The following is a 24,693-nucleotide window of genomic DNA, read 5'->3' as shown; positions in this document are numbered from 1 at the left end:
ATGTTTAAAAAATTAATTTTAGGGGCACTAGCAATAAGTTTTATTGCAGTCTCCTGTAGTGACGACGACGATTCACCTAATAATGATCAATCCAATTTAATACTCAACCTTTCTGGACTAGAAGAGTTAGGAAGTGATTTTGTATATGAAGGTTGGATAATTGTACCCGGAGAAACTTTACCAATAAGTACGGGAACGTTTACAAACATCAATTTTCCGCAAACATACCCTGTAAATCGTGAGCAATTAGCAGCGGCTACGGCATTTGTTCTTTCTATAGAACCTGCTGGAGAAACTGGTGATGCAGCATTAATGCCAGCGGCAACAAAATTGTTGAGAGCCGAATTTGGTACAGGTGATACAGCTACTGTAGGTATAGGTCCCGTAGGAGATTTTACCACAGCAGCAGGGACATTTTTCCTTAGAGCTCCAACAGATGAAGCAATGGGAAGTCCTAATAATGGTAATGATGAAAATGGAGTATGGTTTGGTACGCCAGGAATGCCTCCATCACCTAATCTAACACTTCCAACACTTACAGGTTGGAAATATGAAGGATGGGTAGTTTCAGATAATGGACCAATTTCGACAGGAACATTTACCTCATTTGATATGACAGACGATAATGCTGGAGATCCTAACGGTTTTAGTGGAACTGAATTTATAGGTCCACCACTGCCAGGAGAAGATTTCTTAAGAAATGCACCCGATGGATTTACTTTCCCTCTGGATATTAGAGGTAGAATGGTAGTAATTTCTGTAGAGCCAGATCCAGATGATTCGCCAGCTCCATTTGTTCTTAAACCTTTGGTTGGAACAGCTGGTATGGATACTGCACCTGCAACATACGATTTTGAGCTAATGACTGATAATTTCCCTTCAGGGAGTGTGTCACGATAATAGTTCGTTGTTTTTTTGTTAGTTTTAAAGCGCAATCATTGATTGCGCTTTATTTTTTTAAGGATAATTTAAGTAGATAATACTATTTTCTATGCTGTTTATTTATCTACATTTGTAAGTAATATTATTTTTGAAGACAAAATAATTCTACAAAGATCTTATGCCAATGAAATTCAGTAAAAAAAATATATCAAACTTAATTTTTGTTATTCTTTTGATTTTATTTTTTATTCCTAATACTAGAGGGATGATGCAGATTTTTTTAACAAGAATTTTTTCTTTTAGCCCTGGTGTGATCAATGTAGATGAAAGAACAAAAATAGCATCGTACGATTGGAAATTGCATGGAGTTAACACAGAATCTATAAATTTCAACAGTACCAAAGGTAAAGTAGTGTTAATTAATTATTGGGCAACATGGTGCCCGCCTTGTATTGCAGAAATGCCATCATTACAAGATTTATATACCGAATATAAAGATGATGTTGTTTTTCTTTTTATTACTAATGAAGTGGATGAGGATATTTATAAGTTTATCAATGGTAAAAAATATAATTATCCTGTATATAGGTCACTTGGACATGATCCAAGCCCATTAGAACACAAAACTATTCCGGCTACTTATTTGCTAGACAAAGAAGGAAATATTGTTATACATAAAGTGGGCGCCGCAGATTGGAATACAAATAATGTAAAAGAGATTATTGATAAGTTAGTAGCTACTACACAAAAATAATGTACAAATAACTATTTTCTAAAATATTTGAACGGAACTACGAGCATACCAAAGCATTCTCCCTTGTGTTTTCCTATATTTTTGTGATGAATCTTATGTGCTCGTCTAACACCTTTCGCATACCAATTATTAGCATTTCTAAGTAGTTTAAAGCGCTGGTGGATAAATATGTCGTGGACAATAAAATAAGCTATGCCATAGGCGAGTATCCCTAAGCCGATTGCTCTGCCTAACCAGAAAGTCTCAGAGTTATGAAATAATATGCAAGACATACTAACTACTGCGTAAAACACGAAAAATAAATCATTACGTTCCCACCAACTACCATGATCTTTGTGATGGTGATCTTTATGTAAAGACCATAAAAAACCATGCATTACATATTTATGTGTAAACCATGCCATAAACTCCATGATGGCAAATGTAGAAAAGAATACTAATATTTGAATTATAATTTTCACTTGCTAAATTTTATACAAAAATATGACTAAATTAAATTAAATCTGTAGTCTAAATATGATTTTGCTAATAAACCAAATTTTTGATAATTCGGAACGCGTATACGTGTATTTTTTATTTCTAAAGAAGGTGTTTTTTTAAGTTTATTTAGTAATTTTTTATAGTATATGAATGCAGTATAAACACCAAATTTAGCTTCAATGGGTAATTTTAAAATACCAGCTAGTCCCTGGTCGAAATCATCTTCTATTTCTTTAATGATTCTTAACTTAGAGGCCTCATCTAATTGTTTTAAGTCGGTATTGGGGAAATAAGTTCTATTAAGTTCCTCATAGTCTGCTTTAAGATCTCTTAAAAAATTAACTTTCTGAAAAGCGGAACCCAAGTGCATTGCACTTTCTTTTAAATCATTATATCTTTCTTCATCTCCATTTACAAATACTTTTAGGCACATTAACCCTACTACATCGGCAGATCCATAAATATATTCTTTATATTCTTGGTCAGTAAGATAGTCGGTTTTATGTAAATCTAATCGCATACTTTTCATAAATGCTTCATACAATTCTGGCTGTATGTTGTATTGATGTACGGTTTTTTGAAAAGCATTAAGAATAGGATTTAAGCTTATTTTGTTTGTAATAGCTTTGTACATTTCTTTTTCAAAATCGTCAAATAATTCTTTCTTATTGTAATCATGAAAAGTGTCAACAATTTCATCGGCAAACCTTACAAAACCATAAATATTATAAATGTCTTGTCTAATGTGGTCGGATAACATTTTGGATGCTAGTGAAAATGATGTGCTGTAAGAGTTAGTAACAATTTTACTACAATTATAAGATACTGTATCAAAGATCGCCTTCATTTGGATAGGATTTAAGGTGTATTGCGCTTTTTTTTAAATAATAGGGTTCAATTCTTTGGTTTGTTTATTTTCAGCTTCAATTAATCCAGCTACCAGTTTTCCGGATATTAATGAAGGAGGAACTCCTGGTCCCGGTACTGTAAGCTGTCCAGTAAAAAACAAATGCTTTACTTTTTTACTTTTTAATTTAGGTCTTAGAAATGCAGTTTGTAGCAATGTATTAGCCATTCCGTATGCATTTCCTTTATACGAATTGTATTCTTTTATAAAATCATTTACACAAAAGGACTCTTTAAATATAATACTATTTTTAACATTTTGTCCGGTAACGGTTTCGAAACGAGTTATGATTTTATCAAAATAAAGCTCCCTTAATTCGTTTGTATCTTCTATTCCTGGAGCTAAAGGAATTAAGAAAAAACCATTTTCATTTCCTTCAGGAGCCGTACCTGGATCTGTTAAAGAGGTAAAGTTTGCGTAAAAAAGAGGTTCCTTAGGCCATGTTGGGGTGTCATAAATTTCTTTTGCATGTGCATCAAAATCAGTGTCAAAAAATAAATTATGATGTTCTATGTTTTTCAGTTTTTTATTAAACCCTACATAAAACAACAAAGATGAAGGTGCAAATGTTTTGTGATCCCAATATTTTTCAGAGTATTGGCGATATTTACGATCTAATAATGATTCTCCATGATGATAATCAGCACCGCACAAAACAATATCAGTATTGATTTTATCTCCATTGATTATAATGCCATTGGCTTTGCCATTTTCTACAACTATTTTTTCAACTTCGGCATTGGTATGCAGTTTTACACCTAGAGATTTGGCTAATTTTCCCATTCCGAGTATCACTTGATACATGCCTCCTCTGGGATGCCATGTTCCTAATCCGAAATCGGCATAATTCATAAAACTATAAAAAGCGGGAGTATCACTTGGTTTGGCTCCTAGAAATAGTACTGGGAATTCTAGAATTTGTATTAGTTTTTTGTTTTTAAACTCTTTACGAACCTCTTTAGAAATGGTACTAAAAAATTGTCCTAAACGCTGTATGGTTTCTTTTGTGACAAGTTCGAGAGGGGATACACCTGGTCGATATACAAGATTTTTAATTGCTATTTTATAGTTGTTTTGAGCGGTTTCGATGAACTTTTTTAACTTAATAGCACTTCCTTGCTCTTCAGCTTCAAAAGCTTTGTATATCTTCTCTAAAGTATCTTCGATACTTATACTTTCATTATTTTCAAAAAAAACTTTATAGGCAGGATTTAGCTTATCCAAGGTATAATAATGCGATGTAGATGTATTAAAGTCATTAAAAAAACTTTCAAATACATCAGGCATCCAGTACCAAGAAGGACCGATATCAAAAGTAAACCCTTCTTTTTGTAATTGCCTTGCTCGACCTCCTATGGTCGAATTTTTTTCGAAAATTTCAACCGTATACCCTAACTGTGCTAAATAACAAGACGCAGAAAGGGAAGAAAAGCCGGAGCCTATAATTACTATTTTTTTCGACATAAATATTGAAAAATTAAAGCTCTGTGATTAATGAACTAATAGATTCGAAATAGCGATGATTTGGAGCGCTACTTTTAGAAATATGCATAATTTGTTTGCCTAACATCCAAAATTCACTGATTCGATCCTTGCAAATTAATTCATTGAAATTTTCGACATATTTAGAAACGTTATCCTTTTCGGGTTTTATAGTAAAATAGGATACGAATATTGTGTTTTCATGAAAAGTAAGCATATTAGGAAGACTATCTAAAGGAATACTTGGGCCAAGATAAATAGCTCTATAACCTTGTAATAATATCTCGTAATTAATATAAAGTAAACCTAACTCATGTATCTCATTTTCGGGTAAAAAAAGTATAAATGCTTTATCAGTTTTACTAGGTTTGATATATTGAAGCTTCTCAATATTTAAGAGTAACTTTTGCTTTATTAAATTAGTAACAAAGTGTTCATGTGCAGGACTTATAGTGTCTGTTTGCCATAAAAGCCCAATTTCTTTAAGCAATGGTATAAATACATCTGTAAATATTTGCCTGAAATTTCTTTTTCTTTCTAGTTGTTCGTAAGTTCCTAAAAATAATTCGAGATCATAATTTAACATTGCGATCTTAAACGAATTGATGGCTTGGTTTTTAGTACTAGTATCTGATACTATACTACGAACGTATTCATTTATTTCCTCTTCATTAAGTTTTGAAATTCGTGAAATTTTATAACCGCTATTAACCAAATACGTTACATTAAGTAGTTTTTGTAAACTTTTTAAATTGTACGTTCTAATATTAGTCTCGGTACGATCAGGAGATAGAAGATTATATCGTTTTTCCCAAATTCTTATGGTATGCGCTTTGATACCACATAGGTTTTCTAGATCTTTAATGCTAAAAACTTGTTTAATATTGTTCACTGTTTGATGTAAATTGTTAAACAAAATTAGTTAAAAGAATTCGTATATTTTTTCAATAATTGTTAAAATAATAAAGATAATTGTTAAAATAAAAGAATGTTGTGTAAAATCGTAGATGGTATTTACTATTTAATAAAATTTCATTTCATTTATTAAAGCATTCTAATTTGGTGAACGAGCACCATTTATTTTTGTATATTTAACTACGGTTTGATAATCTAAATTATTCTTAAATACCTAAACTATAAGTTGTTTTAAAGTAGTTAAAATTTAAATATATGAGAAAAATTGTTGTTTTTGGTTTATGCTTGGTATTTCTGGTTTCCTGTAAATCCAAAGAGAATTCTGAAACAGATACCGATACTAATAGTAGTGTATCTACATCAGAAGAATTAAGAGTTATTCGTGGTGAAGTGGTTGATGAAAGACGAAAGAAAGTCGCATATGCAGCCGTAAAGTTGTATTTAGACGAAAATGATTGCATGAGTGCTTATACAGGAGAAGACGGTGCTTTTGAGTTTAAAGTGGATGAATTGAGAATTAAAGATCAGAGTCACTTCGAAATTGTTTATAAGGGTTATGCAGAGTATTTGTTGTCACTCAGAAATTATAAAGAAGGTACTCCTATTAAGCTAAGTAAAAAAGGAAAAGTGGTTCCTGCCGCAGAATATCATGTTTTTTACGAATCTATAAAAAGTTGTGGGAGAAAATAGGTTAAGTAGATTGTTGTTAACCATAATCTAATTTTCATTTTTTTTAAAATCGCAAGAGATTTATTTAGTGCCCAGAGCGGGAGTCGAACCCGCACGCCCTAAAGGACACATGGCCCTCAACCATGCCTGTCTACCAGTTCCAGCACCTGGGCAATACAATAAGCTACAATATAGTATAAAACTAAAAAAGTATCGCAGGGAATACGATACTTTTTTGTGACCGGGCTGGGGCTCGAACCCAGGACCCTCTCCTTAAAAGGGAGATGCTCTACCAACTGAGCTACCAGGTCATTGATAAATTATAATTTTATCAAATATTATTAAGAACATAACAAATAAAATACTTTTTACTTGTTTTTTGTGACCGGGCTGGGGCTCGAACCCAGGACCCTCTCCTTAAAAGGGAGATGCTCTACCAACTGAGCTACCAGGTCTTGCATTTTTTTCCTTGAATGCGGGTGCAAATATACTATCATTAATTTATTTTTCAAGAAGAATTTCATATAAATTTACATTTTATTTAAAATGGGATTTCTTTAAGGTAATATTTATATAATTTTTGAGGTTATGATTTTAGTTTTAATAGGGTATATGGGATGCGGAAAATCATTGATAGGCAATGATCTAGCTGCAAAAGTGTCTTACGATTATGTTGATTTAGATGATTATATCGAAAATCAAGAGCATAAATCAATAAAAGATATTTTTAAGAATAATGGCGAAATATACTTTCGAAAAAAGGAAACATTGTATTTAAATGAAGTTTTGAATACTCTAGAAAATGCAATTTTATCGTTAGGAGGAGGTACACCCTGTTTTGCTGGAAACCTTGAAATTATAAAAGAACATCCTAAGACAAAAGTGGTTTATCTAAAAACTTCATTAGATGAATTAACCAAGAGATTATTCAATGAAAGAAACAAACGCCCTTTACTGGCTCATCTAAAAACTGAATTCGAACTAAAGGACTTCATAAGAAAACATTTGTTCGAAAGATCATTCTATTATAATCAAGCAGATTTGAATGTGAGTACGGATGAGAAAAATGTAGAACAAATTTCTGAAGAAATTATTTCTTCATTACTTTAAGATGGCGGTATCTTGTGAACCAAATTGCACTTCAATATGTTCATGAAGAGAAGTTGATAAAGAAATCCCCTTAAAATCGGCTTTAATTGGAAACTTTTTGTGGTTTCTATTTACCAAAACTGCTGTTTTAAATCGTGTAAGAGGTACCTCTAAAAAATGCTTAACTCCATAAATAAGGGCTGTTCCCGAACTAAGTACATCATCAATGAGTACCAATGATTTGTTTTGATATTCTTCTGGAGTAAGAGACGTTTTTACAGTGTTTTGTGGCGATTTTTTATTCATAGTTACCTCGCATAAAATAACTTTAATGTCAGAAATATCTTCTAATATTTTTTTTAAACGTTGAGCAAAAATATATCCGTTCTCAGATATTCCGGCAACTATAATCTCCTTTTCATTAACATTTGTCTCATAGATTTGGTAAGCAATACGTTTTATTTTGTGTTGTATTTGCTCATGAGTTAGTATAATATTGTTATTGGTTTGCATGTTAAAACGTATTGAGTACTATTATGATCTGTAAATATAGGGATTTGAACAATATTTTTTTAAGGTCACAAATGTAACTTGTGTAAATTCATCTATTTCATTATCTGAAGAAATATGGGTGTGATCATCACTATTCTTCGCTATCATCAGTGGAGTTTTTGATATTCTTATCTATAAACCAATCATCTATATCTCTACGATCTTTTTTGGTAGGCCTACCTGTTCCTTTTTTTCGATAATAATCCTTAGAATACTTTAAAAGGTCTAATTTTTGCAACGCTTCGGTTGGAGTTGTGTCTTTACGATAGATATCAACCAGTTTTGCACCAATACGGCTATCTGGTGTATCTAAAACAAGAAGTTCATAATTAACTTGATTCTTGCGTACGGTAATTTTATCCATAGGATAGATTTCTCTAGAAGGTTTAATAAGATCTCCATTCACTCTTATTTTACCCTCTTTGCATGCTTTGGTGGCTATACTTCTTGTTTTAAAGTATCGTATGCACCATAAATATTTGTCAACTCGCATAAAAAAAATTTAAAAAATGCGTTTTATATTTAAATAGATTTTGAAATAAACTAAAATTTAAGGTTGTTATAACGGCCTGTTTAAAAATTAATGAATTCCATCAAACGATTAAAAAGAACAAAATTACAAACAGATGAAACAAAAGTACGAGAAAATCGTATCTTGCGCGCTCAAAAAAGTAATTCGATGAATGTTAGAAAATATATTTTTGCCATTGGTCTAACTATGGTAGCCTTATATGCCTGTAATAATGATGACGATGATGCTCCTGGTGAGGTTATACCCCCAAGAGATCGTGCTGAACAACAGGCCAATGAAGATCCTATAATCAGAAAGTATCTAGAGACACATTTCTTTACGCTAATTGATAATCCTGCAAATCCGGATTATCAAATAGTACAATTCGATACAATTGCTGGAGCAAATAGTGGAGAACAAGCACTAATAGACTCAGATTTGTTAGAAACCAAAACTATTACGAGAGAAGATCCTGAGACAGGAGAAGATGTTAATTATACTTTATATGTGTTAAACCATAGAAGAGGAGCGGCTACCGAAAGACAACCTATGTTTTCAGATTCTACTTTGGTAACGTTTAGAGGAGAGCAATTTTATGAAAATGAAGATGAGGATGGTGATGGAATCCCTGATGATGCAGATGTTGATGCAGATGGAGATAACGTAGCTGATCAAATTGATGGAGTTACAAGAACCGATAAAGATAGTGACGGTATTGCCGATGATAGTGATGCAGATGATGATGGAGTAGCAGGAACCGATCCAGGAAAAGTAGATTCTGATGGAGATGGAATTATCGATGATAAAGATCCAGTAGATAACAATGATCCTAATAGAAGAGTTTTTGATAGTTCTGTTACACCAGTATGGTTTGATTTAGTTTCGATTATTGAAGGTTTTAGAGAAGCTGCTACCGATTATAGAGGAGCTTCAGGAAGTACAATTACTGGAGATGGGAGTGTTGACTTTAATGATGATTTTGGTAATTTAACAGTGTTTATTCCATCAGGACTGGCATATTTTGATGTGCCTCCTTTAGGTACTGGAATAGGAACATATAAATCATTGATTTTTAATATTCAGTTATATGCTGTAAACGAATCAGATCATGATAGAGATGGTATACCATCATATTTAGAGGATTTGGATAATGATAGGTTGGTCTTGGATTCTGATGATAACACCGATAATGATGCAAGTCCTAATTACCTAGATACCGATGATGATGGTGATGGAACACAAACAAGGGATGAGATCACCGTTAATGATGCTAATGAAGATGGTTTTATTAGCTTAGATGAAATTACGTTCTATGATGATGATGGGGATGGTATTCAAAATCATCTAGATCCTGATGATAGAGATTCAAAAAATGATTAAAAAAAAGTCCGGTAATATTACCGGACTTTTTTTTATAAGTTTCTTTATAGATCCAATGCAAGCCCTAATATGAGTTGATTAGGTCTAGTGTCTACTCTAATGCTTTGATCAATAGACGAGGCTCTATTTTTGCTAAGTCCGCGTTCGTACCTTATGTCCGCATTTAATTTTCCTAGTTGGATACCGGCACCAAATTGTAACCCTACCGTGAATTCGTTTTTTACATCTCCTAATCGCACATCTTCTAAGTCATTTTCTACTATGTATTGAAGAGCGGGTCCACCAAAAACATGTATAGGACCTAAAACGGAAATACCAACAAGTATTGGTAAATCTAGTTTTTGAATGTCGTAATCCAGGCTTGATCCAGCAAAATCATAAGTGCTATTATTTACTGTGTACTGAAGCTCTGGCTTGATATAAATGTTATCAGTAAGATTACCTCTTAAGAAAACTCCTAGATGATATCCAACTCTGTCGTCTGCCCTTTCTGATAATATGTTACTACCAGCATTGGTAATATCAGTAACTTCAATTTTACCATTATCACCATAGTTGAGACCAGCTTTTACCCCAAAAGTGATTTTTTTGTCTTGTGCAAAAATTGCACAGGACGTAAATAACATTAAAAAAACGAATACATTTTTCATTGTGAAATAATTTTTGATTAATAAATAATTGAAATGATTTAGTGTGATGGCTGGTGTTTATAAAACGTTTATTGTTTTTTTTTATTCTTTTACTAGACACAAAAAGCTTGCCATATGTTGTAAAAGGAATTCGGGTTTTTTACAAAATAGATGATTTATGATAAAAGTTGTATAAAGAAAAATGACCTTCTGAAATTATCAGAAGGTCACATATTCGTAAGAAATAAAAAAGTGTTCTCTATTTTCGTTTAAGCACTTTATGTACTGCATTATTAATGGCATTTGCATTTAGACCATACTTTTCCATAAGTTGTGCTGGTGTTCCACTTTCTCCAAAAGTATCATCGGTTGCGATAAACTCTTGAGGGGCAGGGTGACTTTTTGCAAGTACTCTTGAAACGCTTTCTCCTAAACCGCCTAAGAAATTATGTTCTTCAGCAGTTACTACACAACCTGTTTTCTTTACAGAATTGATGATAGCTTCATCATCAAGAGGTTTAATAGTGTGTATATTAATAACTTCAGCACTTATACCTTCTGTATTTAAAGTTTCTGCAGCTTGAAGAGCTTCCCATACAAGGTGTCCCGTAGCAACTATAGTTACATCTGTTCCTTCTTGCAATAAAACAGCTTTTCCTATTTCAAATTTTTGATCTTCGGCAGTAAAGTTTGCTACTTTCGGTCTTCCAAATCTAAGGTAAACAGGACCATGATGATCGGCAATAGCAATTGTAGCAGCTTTGGTTTGGTTGTAATCACAAGTGTTTATTACGGTCATTCCCGGTAACATCTTCATTAAACCGATATCTTCAAGAATTTGATGAGTTGCTCCATCTTCTCCTAAAGTTAAACCAGCATGCGAAGCACAAATTTTCACATTCTTATCACTGTAAGCGATAGATTGACGAATTTGATCATATACTCGACCTGTAGAAAAGTTAGCAAAGGTACCCGTAAAAGGGATTTTACCTCCTACAGTTAATCCTGCTGCAATACCCATCATATTAGCCTCAGCAATACCAATCTGAAAAAAACGTTCGGGATGGTTGGCTATAAAAGCATCCATTTTTAATGAACCGATTAAGTCTGCGCATAATGCAACTACGTTTTCATTTGTTTTACCTAATTCTTCCAGACCAGCTCCAAAACCAGAACGAGTATCTTTTTTTCCTGTATCTATATATTTTTTCATTTTATTTTTTAATTAGGAATTAATAGTCCCCAAGAGTTTCAGGGTTTTGAGCCAAAGCAGTCTCTAATTGGTCGTCATTAGGTGCTTTACCATGCCAAGCATGTGTATGCATCATAAAATCTACACCATGTCCCATTACTGTATATAGTAATACGCATACTGGCTTACCTTTTCCTGTTCTACTTTTAGCTTCTGCTAATCCTTCAATTACAGCAGTAATGTTATTACCATCTTTAATTTCCATTACATCCCAGCCAAACGCTTCAAACTTAACTTTTAAGTCTCCCATAGGAAGAACGTCGTCTGTGGCACCATCGATTTGTTTACCATTAAGATCTACCGTAGAAATAAGGTTATCTACGTTTTTTCCGGCAGCATACATAATAGCTTCCCAATTTTGTCCTTCTTGTAATTCTCCATCTCCATGTAAGCTATATACCAAATGATCATCCCCATTCAGTTTTTTGGCTTGAGCGGCTCCAATGGCTACAGACATTCCTTGACCTAATGAACCAGAAGCTATTCTTATTCCAGGTAAGCCTTCATGAGTTGTTGGATGACCTTGTAATCTACTGTTGATGAGTCTAAAGGTGTTAAGCTCTTCTACAGGGAAATATCCACTTCGAGCTAATACGCTGTAATAAACCGGAGAGATATGACCGTTGGATAAGAAGAAAAGATCTTCTCCAATTCCATCCATATCAAAATCATCTTTTCTTTCGAGAATTTCTTGGTATAGAGCTACAAAAAATTCTGTACACCCTAGAGAACCACCTGGGTGTCCAGAGTTTACTTTGTGTACCTGGCGTAGAATATCTCTACGAACCTGTGTTGCAAAATCTTCTAATTGTTTTGTTTTTGGCATTATGGTGCTGATTTCTTGATAATAAAGCCCCAAAAATACAGGTTTTGAATGCTGCGACAAAATGTAGAGACAGCTTTTAATTAAGAAACTCATGTTAATAACGAAAAGTTTTCGAAAACCTTAGTTTATCAATGTGATTTTAGTTAGCTATCTTTGCGCTCTATCAAAAAGAAAATATGCAATTTGACCTTTTATCCAAAGACCCTCAAAGTAAAGCTAGAGCAGGTAAATTAACAACAGATCACGGTGTAATTGAAACTCCAATTTTTATGCCTGTGGGCACCGTGGCTACCGTTAAAGGAGTGCATCAAAGAGAATTAAAAAATGATATTAATCCCGATATTATCTTAGGGAATACATATCATTTATATTTAAGACCGCAAACTCCAATTTTAGAAAAAGCAGGGGGGCTTCATAAATTTATGAATTGGGATAGAAATATTCTTACCGATAGTGGAGGGTATCAAGTATACTCTTTATCTGCAAATAGAAAAATTAAAGAAGAAGGGGTTAAGTTTAAATCACATATCGATGGTTCATATCATGTGTTCACGCCAGAAAATGTAATGGAAATTCAGCGTACTATTGGGGCAGATATAATTATGGCGTTTGATGAATGTACTCCTTACCCTTGTGATTATAGATATGCCAAGCGTAGTATGCATATGACTCACAGGTGGTTAGATAGATGTATGCAACATTTAGAAAAAATACCGGTTAAATATGGATATGATCAAGCTTTTTTTCCAATAGTTCAAGGAAGTACCTATAAAGACCTTAGAATGCAGTCGGCAGAGTATATTGCTAATGCAGGAGCTGTTGGTAATGCTATTGGTGGATTATCAGTAGGCGAACCAGCAGATGAGATGTATGCAATGACAGAAGTAGTGACAAATATTTTGCCAGAGGATAAACCAAGATACTTAATGGGCGTAGGTACTCCTATTAATATTTTAGAAAATATTGCACTAGGAGTTGATATGTTTGATTGTGTAATGCCAACACGAAATGGGCGTAATGGAATGCTTTTTACTGCTCATGGAACTATTAATATAAAAAATAAAAAATGGGAAGATGATTTTTCTGCTATAGATGAGATGGGAATTACTTTTGTAGATACAGAATACTCCAAAGCGTATTTAAGACATCTTTTTTCGGTAAATGAAATGTTGGGAAGACAAATTGCTACTATTCATAATTTGGGATTTTATTTATGGTTGACAAGAGAGGCAAGAAAACATATCTTAGCAGGAGATTTTAATGTTTGGAAAAATATGATGGTTAAACAAATGGATAAAAGATTATAATTTGAAAATTTTAGATTGGTATATACTTAAGCGGTACTTAGGAACTTTTTTTACGATGATTTTACTATTTATTCCGATAGGAATTATAGTTGATTTATCAGAGAAAATAGATAATATGCTAGAGCATAAAGTTCCTGTAGAGGCGGTTATTGGGTATTATCTTGATTTCACAGTTTATTTTGCAAATTTATTATTTCCTTTATTCGTTTTTCTATCTGTAATTTGGTTTACATCTAAGCTTGCGAATAAAACAGAAATTATTGCTTTTTTAAGTTCTGGGGTTTCTTTTTGGAGATTTTTGAGGCCGTATATGATAGGTGCTATAATTATTTGCATAGGTGCATTGGCTATGGGATTGTTTTTGGCGCCCAAAGCGAGCCAAGGATTTAATGAGTTTAAATATTCCTATCTAAAGAAGGGTAGAAAAGTACAAGAGACTAAAAACGTATACCGACAATTAAATGATAGTATCTTTTTATATGCAAACAATTTTAAACCTTTAGAAAAATCTGCCACTAATTTTACTTTAGAATATTTTGATGGTAATGTTTTGAAAACTAAAATATCGGCTAGAAAAATTACATTTAAGGATAGTATTTATGAGTTACAAGACTTTGTGCAACGTACCATTTTAGATGAAAGAGACGTTTTAGAACAAGCCAAGAAAAAAGATACTGTGTTGCCGTTTAATATTGATGAGTTTACCCCAGTAACCTATGTGGCCGAAACTTTAAATTATATTCAACTAAGTGAGTTTATTAAAAAGGAAAGTAAAAGAGGTTCATCAGATATTAATAGATATAAGGTTGTTGCGTATAAAAGGTGGAGTATACCTATTTCGGCATTCATTCTAACAATAATAGGAGTGGCCGTGTCCTCAATGAAAAGAAGAGGAGGAATGGGTGTAAATCTTGCAGTTGGAATATCGCTAGCATTTGTTTTCATATTTTTTGATAAAGTTCTTGGTACGTTGGCTAATCAATCAGATTTTCCTCCTATTGTGGCGGTTTGGTTTCCTAATGTGTCTTTTGGTTTATTAGCTATTTACTTATTATATAATGCCAAACGTTAAACTTCAGAATTACCTTCATTTACACTTTATAATATTTATATGGGGTTTTACTGCAATATTGGGGGAATTAATTTCAATAGAAGCCATACCATTAGTTTGGTATCGGATGTTATTGGCATCAATATTTATTTTCTTCTATGTTTATCTAAAAAAAATATCTCTTACTATTTCGAGAAAATTGTTTGTCACACTTTTTATTGCAGGTGTGATTATTGCTTTACATTGGATAACGTTTTTTGAAGCCATCAAAGTTTCAAATGTATCAATAACATTGGCAATGATGTCTACCGGAGCTTTTTTTACTTCAGTCTTGGAGCCAATTTTTTATAAAAGAAAAGTGATTTGGTACGAGGTGCTTTTTGGGGCATTAGTAATTGTTGGTTTATATATTATATTTAAAGTTGAAGGAGACTATTTGCTAGGAATACTATATGCATTATGTTCTGCATTATTATCTTCAATATTTTCATTGATTAACGGTAAAATTGCTCAGCAGTATAACTCATCTATGATTTCTTACTATGAATTATTAAGTGGTGTAGGTGTAATCACAGTATATCTTGGTATTTTAAGCATTTTTGGAAAAGAAACTGAAGGATTTACAGTTGCTTTTTTTCAATTATCTGCACAAGATTGGATATATATGTTTATTCTGGCATCTGTATGTACGGCTTATGCTTTTATAGGTTCAGTGCATGTTATGAAGTACTTGAGCCCGTATACAGTGATGCTTACGATCAATCTTGAACCCGTTTATGGTATAGTATTAGCTTTCTTAATTTTTGGAGAAGCCGAAAAAATGAGTTCTCAATTCTATTTGGGAGCTTTGATCATTCTTAGCACTGTAATATTAAACGGAATACTAAAGAATGCTAAAAAAAGAAAAAGACCTTCAACTTTAGATAGCATTACGAAGTAAAGTTTTTATATTTGTCCGCTAACCCTAGTTAATATAAATCATATTCTTATTATGGAATATTTAGAATTTGAACTACCCATTAAGGAACTCGAAGAGCAGTTTGAAAAGGCTTGCGCAATAGGTGCAGAAAGTGAAGTAGATGTAACAGACACCTGTAAGCAAATCGAAAAAAAGCTTAAAGAGACCAAAAAAGATATATATAAAAATTTAACACCATGGCAGCGAGTACAGCTGTCAAGACATCCATCAAGACCGTATACTCTTGATTATATTGATGCAATTTGCGGAGAATCGTTTTTAGAACTCCATGGTGACCGTAACGTTAAAGATGACAAAGCTATGATTGGTGGCCTAGGGAAAATAGGTAACCAAAGTTTTATGTTTGTTGGTCAGCAAAAAGGATTTAATACCAAAACAAGACAGTATCGTAATTTTGGTATGGCAAACCCAGAGGGATATCGCAAAGCGTTACGATTAATGAAGAGTGCCGAAAAGTTTGATATACCTGTGGTGTGTTTTGTAGATACACCAGGAGCATATCCAGGATTGGAAGCTGAAGAACGCGGTCAAGGTGAAGCAATTGCTAGAAATATATTAGAGATGACTCGCCTTAAAGTTCCGATCATTGTTGTTATCATTGGAGAAGGAGCAAGTGGCGGAGCACTTGGGATAGGTGTAGGAGATAAAGTGCTAATGCTGGAAAATACATGGTATTCTGTAATTTCTCCAGAATCATGTTCTTCTATTTTATGGCGTAGTTGGGAGTTTAAAGAACAAGCTGCAGAGGCATTAAAGCTTACCGCAACGGATATGAAAAAGCAAAAATTGATTGATGAAATTGTAAGAGAACCTTTAGGAGGTGCTCATAGTGATCGAGAAAAAATATTTAAAACGGTACGAGATAAAATTTCATCTACTTATGAAGAATTCAAAAACTTATCACCAGAAGAATTGGTCGAAAAGAGAATGAATAAATATGCAGATATGGGAGTCTTTAAAGGATAACCCTTAAAGAATCACTTACTACCTAAATCTGAAGTTTTGGACTTCAGATTTTTTTTATGCTTATTAACAATAAAATTTACTTATTAACAGTTCATTTGTTGAAGACTAGTGGACATTCGTATCTTTGTAATTGAGTGCATCTCTTTACAATTTTTTTACATTCGTAGTTATGGAAAAAGTACAGCAAACTCAACAGGTAAATTACGGTCGGGGGAACGTAATTTCACTTGAGAAAGGAAAAATACCTCCTCAAGCCGTTGATTTAGAGGAAGTTGTGCTTGGGGCGATGATGATTGATAAAAAAGGAGTCGATGAAATTATTGACATACTCAATCCAGATGTATTTTATCGAGAATCGCATCAATACATCTTTGAGGCAATATTTAAACTCTTTGAAAACTCCGAACCAATTGACTTATTAACGGTTTCAAGTCAACTTAAAAAGGATTCTCGTCTAGAATTGGCGGGAGGAGACTATTATTTGGTACAATTAACCCAAAAAGTGGCCTCTTCTGCTCATATTGAGTTTCATGCTCGTATTATTCTTCAAAAATATATTCAACGTAGTTTGATTAAAATATCAAATGAAATTATTGAAGAGTCGTATGATGAAACTACAGATGTTTTTGATTTGCTGGATATGGCAGAATCGAGATTATATGAAGTTACTCAAGGAAATATAAAGAGATCAACTGAAACGGCCCAGAATTTGGTTATTCAGGCTAAAAAGAAGATCCAAGAAATATCAAACAAAGAGGGTTTAAGTGGAGTCCCATCTGGTTTTGACAAACTAGATAGGCTTACTTCGGGTTGGCAGCCAAGTGATTTAATCATTGTGGCTGCCCGTCCGGGTATGGGAAAAACAGCTTTAACACTTTCAATGGCACGAAATATGTCTGTTGGTCAGAATATTCCGGTAGCTTTCTTTTCTTTAGAGATGTCATCGGTACAGTTGATTACACGTTTGATTTCTTCTGAAACTGGATTGTCTTCGGAAAAACTACGTACAGGAAAACTCGAAAAACATGAGTGGGAACAACTTAATGTTAAAGTAAAAGATTTAGAAAAGGCACCTTTGTTTATTGATGATACACCATCATTATCCATTTTTGATTTACGAGCAAAAGCACGCCGTCTTTCCTCTCAGCATGGTATTAGAATGATCGTTATTGATTATTTACAGTTGATGACAGCCGGAGGAACGGGTAAGAATGGAAATCGTGAACAAGAGATTTCGACAATTTCTCGTAACCTTAAGGCATTGGCAAAAGAATTAAATGTACCGGTTATTGCATTATCCCAGTTATCAAGGGCAGTAGAAACTAGGGGAGGTAGTAAAAGACCGTTACTTAGTGACCTTCGTGAATCTGGAGCCATAGAACAAGATGCCGATATAGTTTCGTTCATCTACAGACCAGAATATTATAAAATAGATGAGTGGGATGATGAAGAACGATCACCAACTCAGGGACAAGGAGAATTCATTGTAGCAAAGCACCGTAATGGAGGTCTTGAAAATATTAGGTTAAAATTCATTGGTCACTTAGGTAAATTTGATAACTTAGATGACTTTAGCACTCCTTTTGAGTTTCATTCAAAAATGAATGACGGAGACGAAGAAGATCCTTTTAGTACAAGTCATCTTCCTAGTGCCGACGAAGCTTTTGGGAGCAGTATCAATGATTCTGAAGACGATGATGAAGTACCATTTTAAAATATTACATTATTTCGAAAATATTTTTGTAAATAAACAATCAAAATTAGGGTTTGTTAGTACTCTAATTTTTCTTTTTTCTTTTCAATCATATGCTTCATATGTGCTGATTCCTATGGATTCTGAAGGACAGCAAAACCATTTGAAGGCCTACGGAATAACATATTGGACCCTAAGTAAAGATTTAAAAGTTAAATGGTTATTGAATTATAGGGGAGGCTCATTTCTTTTGCCGGATACCGAGAGTATTAGAAAAGAATGTACTATACGAGGAGTTACTTATGAGGTACTGAGTGATGCTGAAACCGAAGAGATTCTTGAAGAAATAAGTAGCCCTTCTCAAAACATGGAAGCAGTAGTTTTAGAAAAAGCTCCTAAAATAGCTGTGTATTCTCCCAAAGGTAATCAACCATGGGATGATGCGGTAACTATGGTGTTAACTTTTGCCGAAATCCCATATGAAACTATATATGATACCGAGGTGTTAGAAGATAATCTAATATTATATGATTGGTTGCACCTTCATCATGAAGATTTTACAGGGCAATACGGTAAATTCTATGCTACGTATCGTGCTTTTCCTTGGTATATTAAGGAAAAGGCTCAAGCAGAAAAATTAGCGAAATCACTGGGATATCAAAAGGTATCTGATGAAAAATTGGCGGTAGCTTTAAAAATTAGAGATTACGTTGTTGGAGGAGGTTTTATGTTTGCCATGTGTAGCGCTACGGATAGTTTTGAAATTGCTATTGCAGCCGAAGGGGTAGATATTTGCGAACCTATGTTTGATGGTGATCCTAGTGAACCAGGATATCAATCTAAGATTGATTATAATAAAACTTTCGCATTTAAAAATTTTACATTAGAACGTAGCCCCAATGTGTATGAGTTTTCATCCATTGATATGACTAGAAAACGTCGTATATCTAAAACAACTGATTATTTTACGCTTATGGATTTTTCGGCAAAATGGGATCCTATACCTACAATGCTTTGCCAAAATCATACAGCTTTGGTAAAAGGATTTATGGGGCAAACTACAGCGTACAACCCTAATGAAATTAAATCTAATGTATTAGTGTTAGGTGAAAATAAAACCAATAGTGAAGCGCGATACATACATGGAATCAAAGGAAAAGGTTTCTTTACGTTTTATGGTGGGCATGATCCAGAAGATTATACTCATAGAGTAGGAGATCCTAAAACAGAATTAGAGTTACACCCCAATTCTCCTGGATACCGATTGATTTTAAACAATGTACTTTTTCCTGCTGCCAAAAAGAAGAAACAAAAAACTTGATACTATTATGTAAGGTTTTAAAGATATTACGACTATTCTCGTTTTAATATTCAAACAGATCTTATACAATGAGAACACTAATCACATTATTACTTGGTATAACAGTTCTAATCTCCTGTAAACAGGAAACAAAAACCGAAAAGGAAACAGTCATTTCCGAAACTCCAAAAGAAGAAATTATTCCTGACCGTTCTGGAGAATTTCCAGAAGATATTGCAGCTGTTTTTAGTGCGCATGGAGGTATACAAACTTTTGATCAAATGAATACTTTGGTTTTTGAGATGGTAAAACCGGAAGGAAACGAAAAACATACGACTGACCTTAAAACACGTCACGCCCGTATTGAAACAGATAAATTTGCTTTAGGGTTTGATGGTAATGAGGCATGGTTAAAACAAGAAGATTCTACTGCTTTTAAAGGAAATCCTCGTTTTTATCATAACTTAATGTTTTATTTTTATGCTATGCCATTCGTTCTTGGTGATGAAGGGATTTCTTATGAAAAAGTAGAAGATCTTAAAATGAATGATATATCCTATCCAGGATATAAGATATCTTATGGTGATGGTATAGGGGATTCTCCAAAAGATAATTATTTTGTATACTACGATAATGCTACTAAGAAGATGAAATTTCTTGGGTATACAGTTACTTTCTTCAGTAAAGAAAGCAGTGAAAAAATTAGTTTGATAGAATATTCTGACTGGAATGATGTAAACGGACTGTTACTTCCTAAAACCTTAAAATGGAGAGAATATAAAGATGGGGTAGTAGGAGCAGTTAGAAATGAACGAAATTTTGTTAATGCAATAGTGAATAAAGAAACACCTTCTAAGTCATTGTTTAAGAAACAGTAAATAACAAAGGCAGAAGCATTACAGATATTGGAATACATTAATAAAAACCCGTAGATCATAGTGTTTACGGGTTTTTTATGTTTAACTTTTTTTTGATAAAAATTAAGACCATCTTTTCAAAATCTGATAAAATAAGTGATTTATGAGATGGTTATATTATTGAATTGTCAATTTTTGATCTATTTGATCAAAAGTTCTTATCATAGCCCAAAAATCAAACGAACAGAATTGTCTAATTTTGGACGTACGAAAACGTTATAGTGGTAAACTTAATAATCTATACTTATGTATAAAGAATTAAATACAAGTACAAGAATTTTAATGGGTCCAGGCCCATCAGATGCTCATCCAAGGGTACTTAAAGCAATGTCTACACCTTTAATTGGGCATTTGGACCCAGAGTTTGTTACGATTATGGATGAAGTAAAGGAGATGGTTCAGAAAACATTTATTACTAAAAACCATTTAACCTTTGTTGTATCTGCTCCTGGAAGCGCTGGTATGGAAACATGTTTAGTGAATCTTGTAGAACCAGGAGATGAGGTGATTATTTGTGTTAATGGAGTTTTTGGAGGTAGAATGGCGGATATTGCCGAACGTTGTGGTGCTACAGTACATAAGATTGAAAAAGAATGGGGAACTGTGGTGTCAGCAGCAGATGTAAAAAAAATGTTAGAAATATGTCCTAAACCAAAATTAGTGGCTTTAGTTCATGCTGAAACTTCTACAGGAGCATTACAACCTATAAAAGAGATTAGTGATTTAGTTCACGATGCAGGAGGATTATTGATGGTAGATGCAGTTACTTCGTATTGCGGGGTAGAATTAAGGGTTGATGATTGGGGTATAGATGCCATATATACAGGTACTCAAAAAAACCTAAGCGCTCCTCCGGGATTATCGCCTGTTAGTTTTTCTAATAGAGCTTTAAAAGTTTTAGAAAACCGTAAAACAAAGGTGCAAAGTTGGTTTTTGGATCTTAGTTTGGTGAAAAATTATTGGGGAGGAGCCAAAAGAGCATATCACCATACTGCACCAGTATCGTCGGTATATGCTTTAAGAGAATCACTACGTATTGTTTTGGAAGAAGGATTAGAAAATCGTTGGAAAAGACATCAAGAAGTACATTTAGCACTAAAATCTAAATTGGAAAGATTAGGGTTTACGTATTTGGTCGAAGAACAATATAGATTGCCTAATTTAAACTCGGTTTTCTTGCCTGAAGGAAATGATGAAGCTCTACTACGATCAAAGTTGCTTAATGAATATAATATAGAAGTAGGAGGAGGTTTAGGTACCTTTGCCGGTAAAATCTGGAGAATTGGTATTATGGGAGAAAGTTGTACTCTTAACCATGTAAATATGCTAATTAGTGCTCTAGAGGATATTAAAGAGTTTAAGAAAGGATAAGGTTATTTACACCAGGAATATGTAAAAACGACGTGAAAAATAGTAAGTTTATAATCGTGCTAATTCTATTAAAAAACGCAAAGGGTAACAATTTGTGTTTTTCGGAACATAACGTAAAGAATTCTTTATTATAAACATCAACTTCAATGAAAAAATTACTCTTGTTAAGCTTTATCTATACATTTTTGGGATGTAATCATACTCAAGAAACTAAAAACACTTTTGACAAAGGAGATTTTTCGATTGCATTGAATAAAAATATCAAAGCAGGGGATCAGACTCGTTATACATTTAGGATTATAGATTCTATACCCGAAGAATTAAAGGGAGTTCCCGATTTGGATACGATGAAACTTCAATATCTAAAATTTAAAAGTTATTTACAAAATGATTCTATAAAACCAAAACAGATATATGCTTATACTGGATATGAGAACGGGAAGTATGTGATTGTTTATGACCGTAATTTCAATAAAGATTTAAGTGATGATCAAAAACTTTATTTTAATCGACAATTTGGGCAATGGAAAGGAGGAGTTAACTATGATACGGAAACAGACTATGACACTATTACATACGAGCAGTATTTAAATGGTCAAGTAATAAAAGATAGTTTAATTTATAAAATGATACCAAATGATAGTTCTATTGTGCATCCAAATAATGTGTTAAAAACAGAGCTAGTCTTAAGAATGCAGGCATATAATCATGTGTGGAATGGTACATTTTCTTTGAATGAAAAAGAATATAAAGTTTCGGTGAGCCCGAGTTGGAAGGGGATGTCCTATGCCTTTGCAGCGAAGGGAGATGATTTTAGTACTCGAATGGATTATGATTTTGTAGAAATAAAATTGAAGGATACCATTCAATTAGGAGAGGTTTATTTTAAGATAGATACTATTAATTCGGATTTTTCAGAATTATTTTTGAAAGATTTGAAATTGAAAGAAAAACCAACAGGGCTCACTGAAGGTGAAAGAATAAAGGATATTAAATTTAATGACATCAGGTTTAGATCCACTAGTTTTTCCAAACTTATAGGAAACAAAGAATATTTACTTATCGATTTTTGGGGAACTTGGTGTGCTCCGTGCCTAAAACTTAATCCCCAAGTGATACAACTTAATAAAGATCATCAGGAACGCTTATCAATTTTAAGTTTAGCATATGATGATGAAAAAAGTAAAGTGTTTGAGCATATAAAAGAATATAATATGAGCTGGCATCATGTTTTTTTACAAAAAAACTTAAAAGGTGGTTTGAAAAAATATCCTAATATTCTTAAAGATTTAAGAATTGAAGCTTTTCCTACTTTTATCCTACTAGATAAAAATTTAAATATTTTGGTAAGAGGAACTGGAGAAGAGGCAATAGAAAAAACAAAAGAAATCCTTTCCGAAAAAACACGATAAAGATGATTATAAAAAATCCCATCAATTTTTTGATGGGATTTTTGCTTTCAAACGGGATAGTTATTTTGAATATTTTTTACTGTATCGTTTCCAGAGTTTTGTGTGATGACTTTCTAAAGAAATATCCCGACCTTGAATAAATGCTTTTTCTAAAAGATTAGTTCTCATATCCAAAGCATCTCCTTGACTAATAAATAGAGTAGCATCTTTGCCAACTTCAAGAGTACCTACAAATTGATCAATACCTAAGATTTTGGCACTGTTACCTGTAATGAGTTGTAACGCCTTTTCTTTATCCAAACCATGTGCAGCAACAGTTCCCGCTTGGAAAGGTAAGTTCCTTGCGTTAGATCGCTCCATACCACCACTATTTTGTATAGCAACTAATACACCTGCATCCATTAATAATTTGGCATTTTTATACGGCAGATCATAGTCATCATCTTCAAAGTTTGGAGTTTTATGAGGCCTACTCGATAAAACGGCAATGTTATTTTGTTTAAGTTGATCGACTACTTTGTATGCTTCATACGCATCAACTAGTACTATTTTTTTAAGATGATGTTCTTTTGCGAAAGTAATTACATCTAAAATTGCTTTCTCAGCGTTTACATGCACATATAAACGTGTAGAGCCATCCAAAACACCCTTCATAGCATGATGAGGTAAGTTTTTATGGATAGATGTTGACTTAATAGAGGCTTTAGCTTGTGCTAGAAAATTTTCTATTTGCACGACTTGCTCAGTATATTTTTTATTAGGTTTAAAACCGGGATCTTCGCCCATCCACCATCGTCCTTGACTATAAATATTGGGCCAATTCATGTGAACTCCATCATCAGTCTTGATTGACGCATCTTCCCAGTTCCAAGCATCCAACTGTACAACAGATGAGGTTCCTGAAATAACCCCTCCTCGTGGAGTGATTTGTGCTATTAAGACACCATTTGGTCGCATACTTTCTACAATTTTACTTTCGGCATTGTAAGCGATGATACTTCTTATATGCGGATTGAAACTTCCTATTTCACTATCATCATCTGTGGCACGCACAGCACCAATTTCTACCAACCCAAGAGTTGAATTAGGGGCAATAAAACCTGGATACACATGTCTACCAGATGCATCAATTGTTTTTCCTTTTACGGTAATATTACCGTTTATACCAACAGCCGTAATTTTACCATTTTCAAAAATGATAATACTATTTTCGATTATTTCACCATTGCCAATATGTGCAGTTGCTCCCGTAATTGAGATAGCTTCACTTTGATCATTTGAGGGGGTTTGTTGTGCTGTTACCTTTCCAAAAAAAGTAATTAACACCACTATATATATTAAATTTTTCATGTTATTGATTGTTTTGGGT

At 33.4% G+C, this 24,693-nt stretch carries 24 protein-coding genes and 3 tRNA genes; 14 read left to right on the top strand and 13 right to left on the bottom strand.

The genetic code is table 11. The features are described from left to right. Together DK508_RS09285 and DK508_RS09280 are read left to right on the top strand one after the other, a co-directional pair. On the top strand, positions 1–900 hold the full coding sequence (locus DK508_RS09285; protein WP_109300586.1) for an anti-sigma factor: 900 nt from the start codon (positions 1–3) through the stop codon (positions 898–900). A 247-nt stretch (positions 901–1,147) separates the two neighbouring features. Further along, positions 1,148–1,636, top strand: coding sequence for a TlpA disulfide reductase family protein (locus tag DK508_RS09280; RefSeq protein ID WP_160114632.1), 489 nt, complete (start codon positions 1,148–1,150; stop codon positions 1,634–1,636). Between the two features lie 11 nt (positions 1,637–1,647). On the opposite strand, the gene DK508_RS09275 is transcribed toward DK508_RS09280, so the two are convergent. Genes DK508_RS09275 through DK508_RS09260 form a run of 4 tightly spaced genes read right to left on the bottom strand, consistent with a single transcriptional unit; the run spans position 1,648 to position 5,397 of the window. Further along, the gene (locus DK508_RS09275) at positions 1,648–2,097 is read right to left on the bottom strand and encodes a beta-carotene hydroxylase (RefSeq protein ID WP_109300463.1); all 450 of its coding nucleotides are present in this window, start codon (positions 2,095–2,097) and stop codon (positions 1,648–1,650) included. Positions 2,098–2,123: 26 nt separating this feature from the next. Next, a complete protein-coding gene (locus DK508_RS09270; protein ID WP_109300462.1) occupies positions 2,124–2,963 on the bottom strand; it encodes a phytoene/squalene synthase family protein in 840 nt (279 codons plus the stop codon). A 33-nt stretch (positions 2,964–2,996) separates the two neighbouring features. Continuing rightward, entirely contained in the window at positions 2,997–4,487 is a 1,491-nt protein-coding gene (locus DK508_RS09265; protein ID WP_109300461.1) for an NAD(P)/FAD-dependent oxidoreductase, read from the bottom strand. A 13-nt stretch (positions 4,488–4,500) separates the two neighbouring features. Next, positions 4,501–5,397, bottom strand: coding sequence for a MerR family transcriptional regulator (locus tag DK508_RS09260; protein WP_109300460.1), 897 nt, complete (start codon positions 5,395–5,397; stop codon positions 4,501–4,503). A 278-nt stretch (positions 5,398–5,675) separates the two neighbouring features. Between DK508_RS09260 and DK508_RS09255 the strand changes: the two genes are divergently transcribed. Beyond that, on the top strand, positions 5,676–6,110 hold the full coding sequence (locus tag DK508_RS09255; RefSeq protein WP_109300459.1) for a hypothetical protein: 435 nt from the start codon (positions 5,676–5,678) through the stop codon (positions 6,108–6,110). A 68-nt stretch (positions 6,111–6,178) separates the two neighbouring features. Here the strand turns inward: DK508_RS09255 and DK508_RS09250 are convergent. From DK508_RS09250 to DK508_RS09240, 3 genes are all read right to left on the bottom strand, one after another. Continuing rightward, positions 6,179–6,262 (bottom strand) — tRNA-Leu (locus DK508_RS09250). A gap of 65 nt (positions 6,263–6,327) precedes the next feature. Further along, a tRNA-Lys gene (locus DK508_RS09245) sits at positions 6,328–6,400 on the bottom strand. Between the two features lie 71 nt (positions 6,401–6,471). Next, positions 6,472–6,544 (bottom strand) — tRNA-Lys (locus tag DK508_RS09240). 133 nt (positions 6,545–6,677) lie between these two features. Between DK508_RS09240 and DK508_RS09235 the strand changes: the two genes are divergently transcribed. Further along, on the top strand, positions 6,678–7,199 hold the full coding sequence (locus tag DK508_RS09235) for a shikimate kinase (protein WP_109300458.1): 522 nt from the start codon (positions 6,678–6,680) through the stop codon (positions 7,197–7,199). On the opposite strand, the gene DK508_RS09230 is transcribed toward DK508_RS09235, so the two are convergent. Next, the gene (locus DK508_RS09230) at positions 7,191–7,691 is read right to left on the bottom strand and encodes a phosphoribosyltransferase family protein (protein ID WP_109300457.1); all 501 of its coding nucleotides are present in this window, start codon (positions 7,689–7,691) and stop codon (positions 7,191–7,193) included. The genes DK508_RS09235 and DK508_RS09230 overlap by 9 nt on opposite strands. 130 nt (positions 7,692–7,821) lie before the next feature. Then, on the bottom strand, positions 7,822–8,223 hold the full coding sequence (locus DK508_RS09225) for an RNA-binding S4 domain-containing protein (protein ID WP_109300456.1): 402 nt from the start codon (positions 8,221–8,223) through the stop codon (positions 7,822–7,824). Between the two features lie 90 nt (positions 8,224–8,313). Here DK508_RS09225 and DK508_RS09220 point away from each other — a divergent pair, with 90 nt between their 5' ends. Then, complete coding sequence (locus tag DK508_RS09220; protein ID WP_109300455.1) at positions 8,314–9,621, top strand: hypothetical protein; 1,308 nt, start codon at positions 8,314–8,316, stop codon at positions 9,619–9,621. 44 nt (positions 9,622–9,665) lie between these two features. Here DK508_RS09220 and DK508_RS09215 read toward each other — a convergent pair whose 3' ends face one another. The 3 genes from DK508_RS09215 to DK508_RS09205 form a co-directional block, all read right to left on the bottom strand. Then, on the bottom strand, positions 9,666–10,271 hold the full coding sequence (locus tag DK508_RS09215; RefSeq protein ID WP_109300454.1) for a porin family protein: 606 nt from the start codon (positions 10,269–10,271) through the stop codon (positions 9,666–9,668). A 238-nt stretch (positions 10,272–10,509) separates the two neighbouring features. Then, complete coding sequence (locus DK508_RS09210) at positions 10,510–11,463, bottom strand: transketolase family protein (RefSeq protein ID WP_109300453.1); 954 nt, start codon at positions 11,461–11,463, stop codon at positions 10,510–10,512. A gap of 19 nt (positions 11,464–11,482) precedes the next feature. Further along, positions 11,483–12,328 carry a transketolase gene (locus DK508_RS09205; protein WP_109300452.1) on the bottom strand — a complete coding sequence of 282 codons (846 nt, stop codon included), beginning with the start codon at positions 12,326–12,328 and terminating at the stop codon, positions 11,483–11,485. A gap of 176 nt (positions 12,329–12,504) precedes the next feature. Between DK508_RS09205 and tgt the strand changes: the two genes are divergently transcribed. The 9 genes from tgt (at position 12,505) to DK508_RS09160 (ending at position 23,324) form a co-directional block, all read left to right on the top strand. Next, on the top strand, positions 12,505–13,635 hold the full coding sequence (gene tgt, locus DK508_RS09200; RefSeq protein ID WP_109300451.1) for a tRNA guanosine(34) transglycosylase Tgt: 1,131 nt from the start codon (positions 12,505–12,507) through the stop codon (positions 13,633–13,635). Between the two features lies 1 nt (position 13,636). Continuing rightward, positions 13,637–14,707, top strand: a complete 1,071-nt coding sequence (locus DK508_RS09195) for an LptF/LptG family permease (RefSeq protein ID WP_109300450.1) — start codon at positions 13,637–13,639, stop codon at positions 14,705–14,707. Next, positions 14,694–15,626, top strand: a complete 933-nt coding sequence (locus tag DK508_RS09190) for a DMT family transporter (protein WP_109300449.1) — start codon at positions 14,694–14,696, stop codon at positions 15,624–15,626. Before DK508_RS09195 ends, DK508_RS09190 begins: the two co-directional genes overlap by 14 nt. Positions 15,627–15,677: 51 nt before the next feature. Beyond that, positions 15,678–16,631 carry an acetyl-CoA carboxylase carboxyltransferase subunit alpha gene (locus tag DK508_RS09185; RefSeq protein WP_109300448.1) on the top strand — a complete coding sequence of 318 codons (954 nt, stop codon included), beginning with the start codon at positions 15,678–15,680 and terminating at the stop codon, positions 16,629–16,631. A gap of 169 nt (positions 16,632–16,800) precedes the next feature. Further along, on the top strand, positions 16,801–18,345 hold the full coding sequence (gene dnaB / locus DK508_RS09180) for a replicative DNA helicase (RefSeq protein ID WP_109300447.1): 1,545 nt from the start codon (positions 16,801–16,803) through the stop codon (positions 18,343–18,345). Next, positions 18,329–19,645: an asparagine synthetase B gene (locus tag DK508_RS09175; protein ID WP_235016357.1), complete on the top strand. Its 1,317-nt coding sequence runs from the start codon at positions 18,329–18,331 to the stop codon at positions 19,643–19,645. Before dnaB ends, DK508_RS09175 begins: the two co-directional genes overlap by 17 nt. Before the next feature lie 68 nt (positions 19,646–19,713). After that, positions 19,714–20,502, top strand: a complete 789-nt coding sequence (locus tag DK508_RS09170; RefSeq protein WP_109300446.1) for a DUF6503 family protein — start codon at positions 19,714–19,716, stop codon at positions 20,500–20,502. Between the two features lie 285 nt (positions 20,503–20,787). Further along, positions 20,788–21,912 carry an alanine--glyoxylate aminotransferase family protein gene (locus DK508_RS09165; RefSeq protein ID WP_109300445.1) on the top strand — a complete coding sequence of 375 codons (1,125 nt, stop codon included), beginning with the start codon at positions 20,788–20,790 and terminating at the stop codon, positions 21,910–21,912. 146 nt (positions 21,913–22,058) lie between these two features. Beyond that, positions 22,059–23,324, top strand: coding sequence for a TlpA disulfide reductase family protein (locus tag DK508_RS09160; RefSeq protein WP_109300444.1), 1,266 nt, complete (start codon positions 22,059–22,061; stop codon positions 23,322–23,324). A 60-nt stretch (positions 23,325–23,384) separates the two neighbouring features. On the opposite strand, the gene DK508_RS09155 is transcribed toward DK508_RS09160, so the two are convergent. Then, positions 23,385–24,674, bottom strand: a complete 1,290-nt coding sequence (locus DK508_RS09155) for an amidohydrolase family protein (RefSeq protein WP_109300443.1) — start codon at positions 24,672–24,674, stop codon at positions 23,385–23,387. Positions 24,675–24,693: the final 19 nt, after the last annotated feature.

The organism is Aquimarina sp. AU474 (genome assembly GCF_900312815.1).
Taxonomy (GTDB): Bacteria; Bacteroidota; Bacteroidia; order Flavobacteriales; family Flavobacteriaceae; genus Aquimarina.
This window is presented reverse-complemented; position numbering and strand designations above follow the sequence as displayed.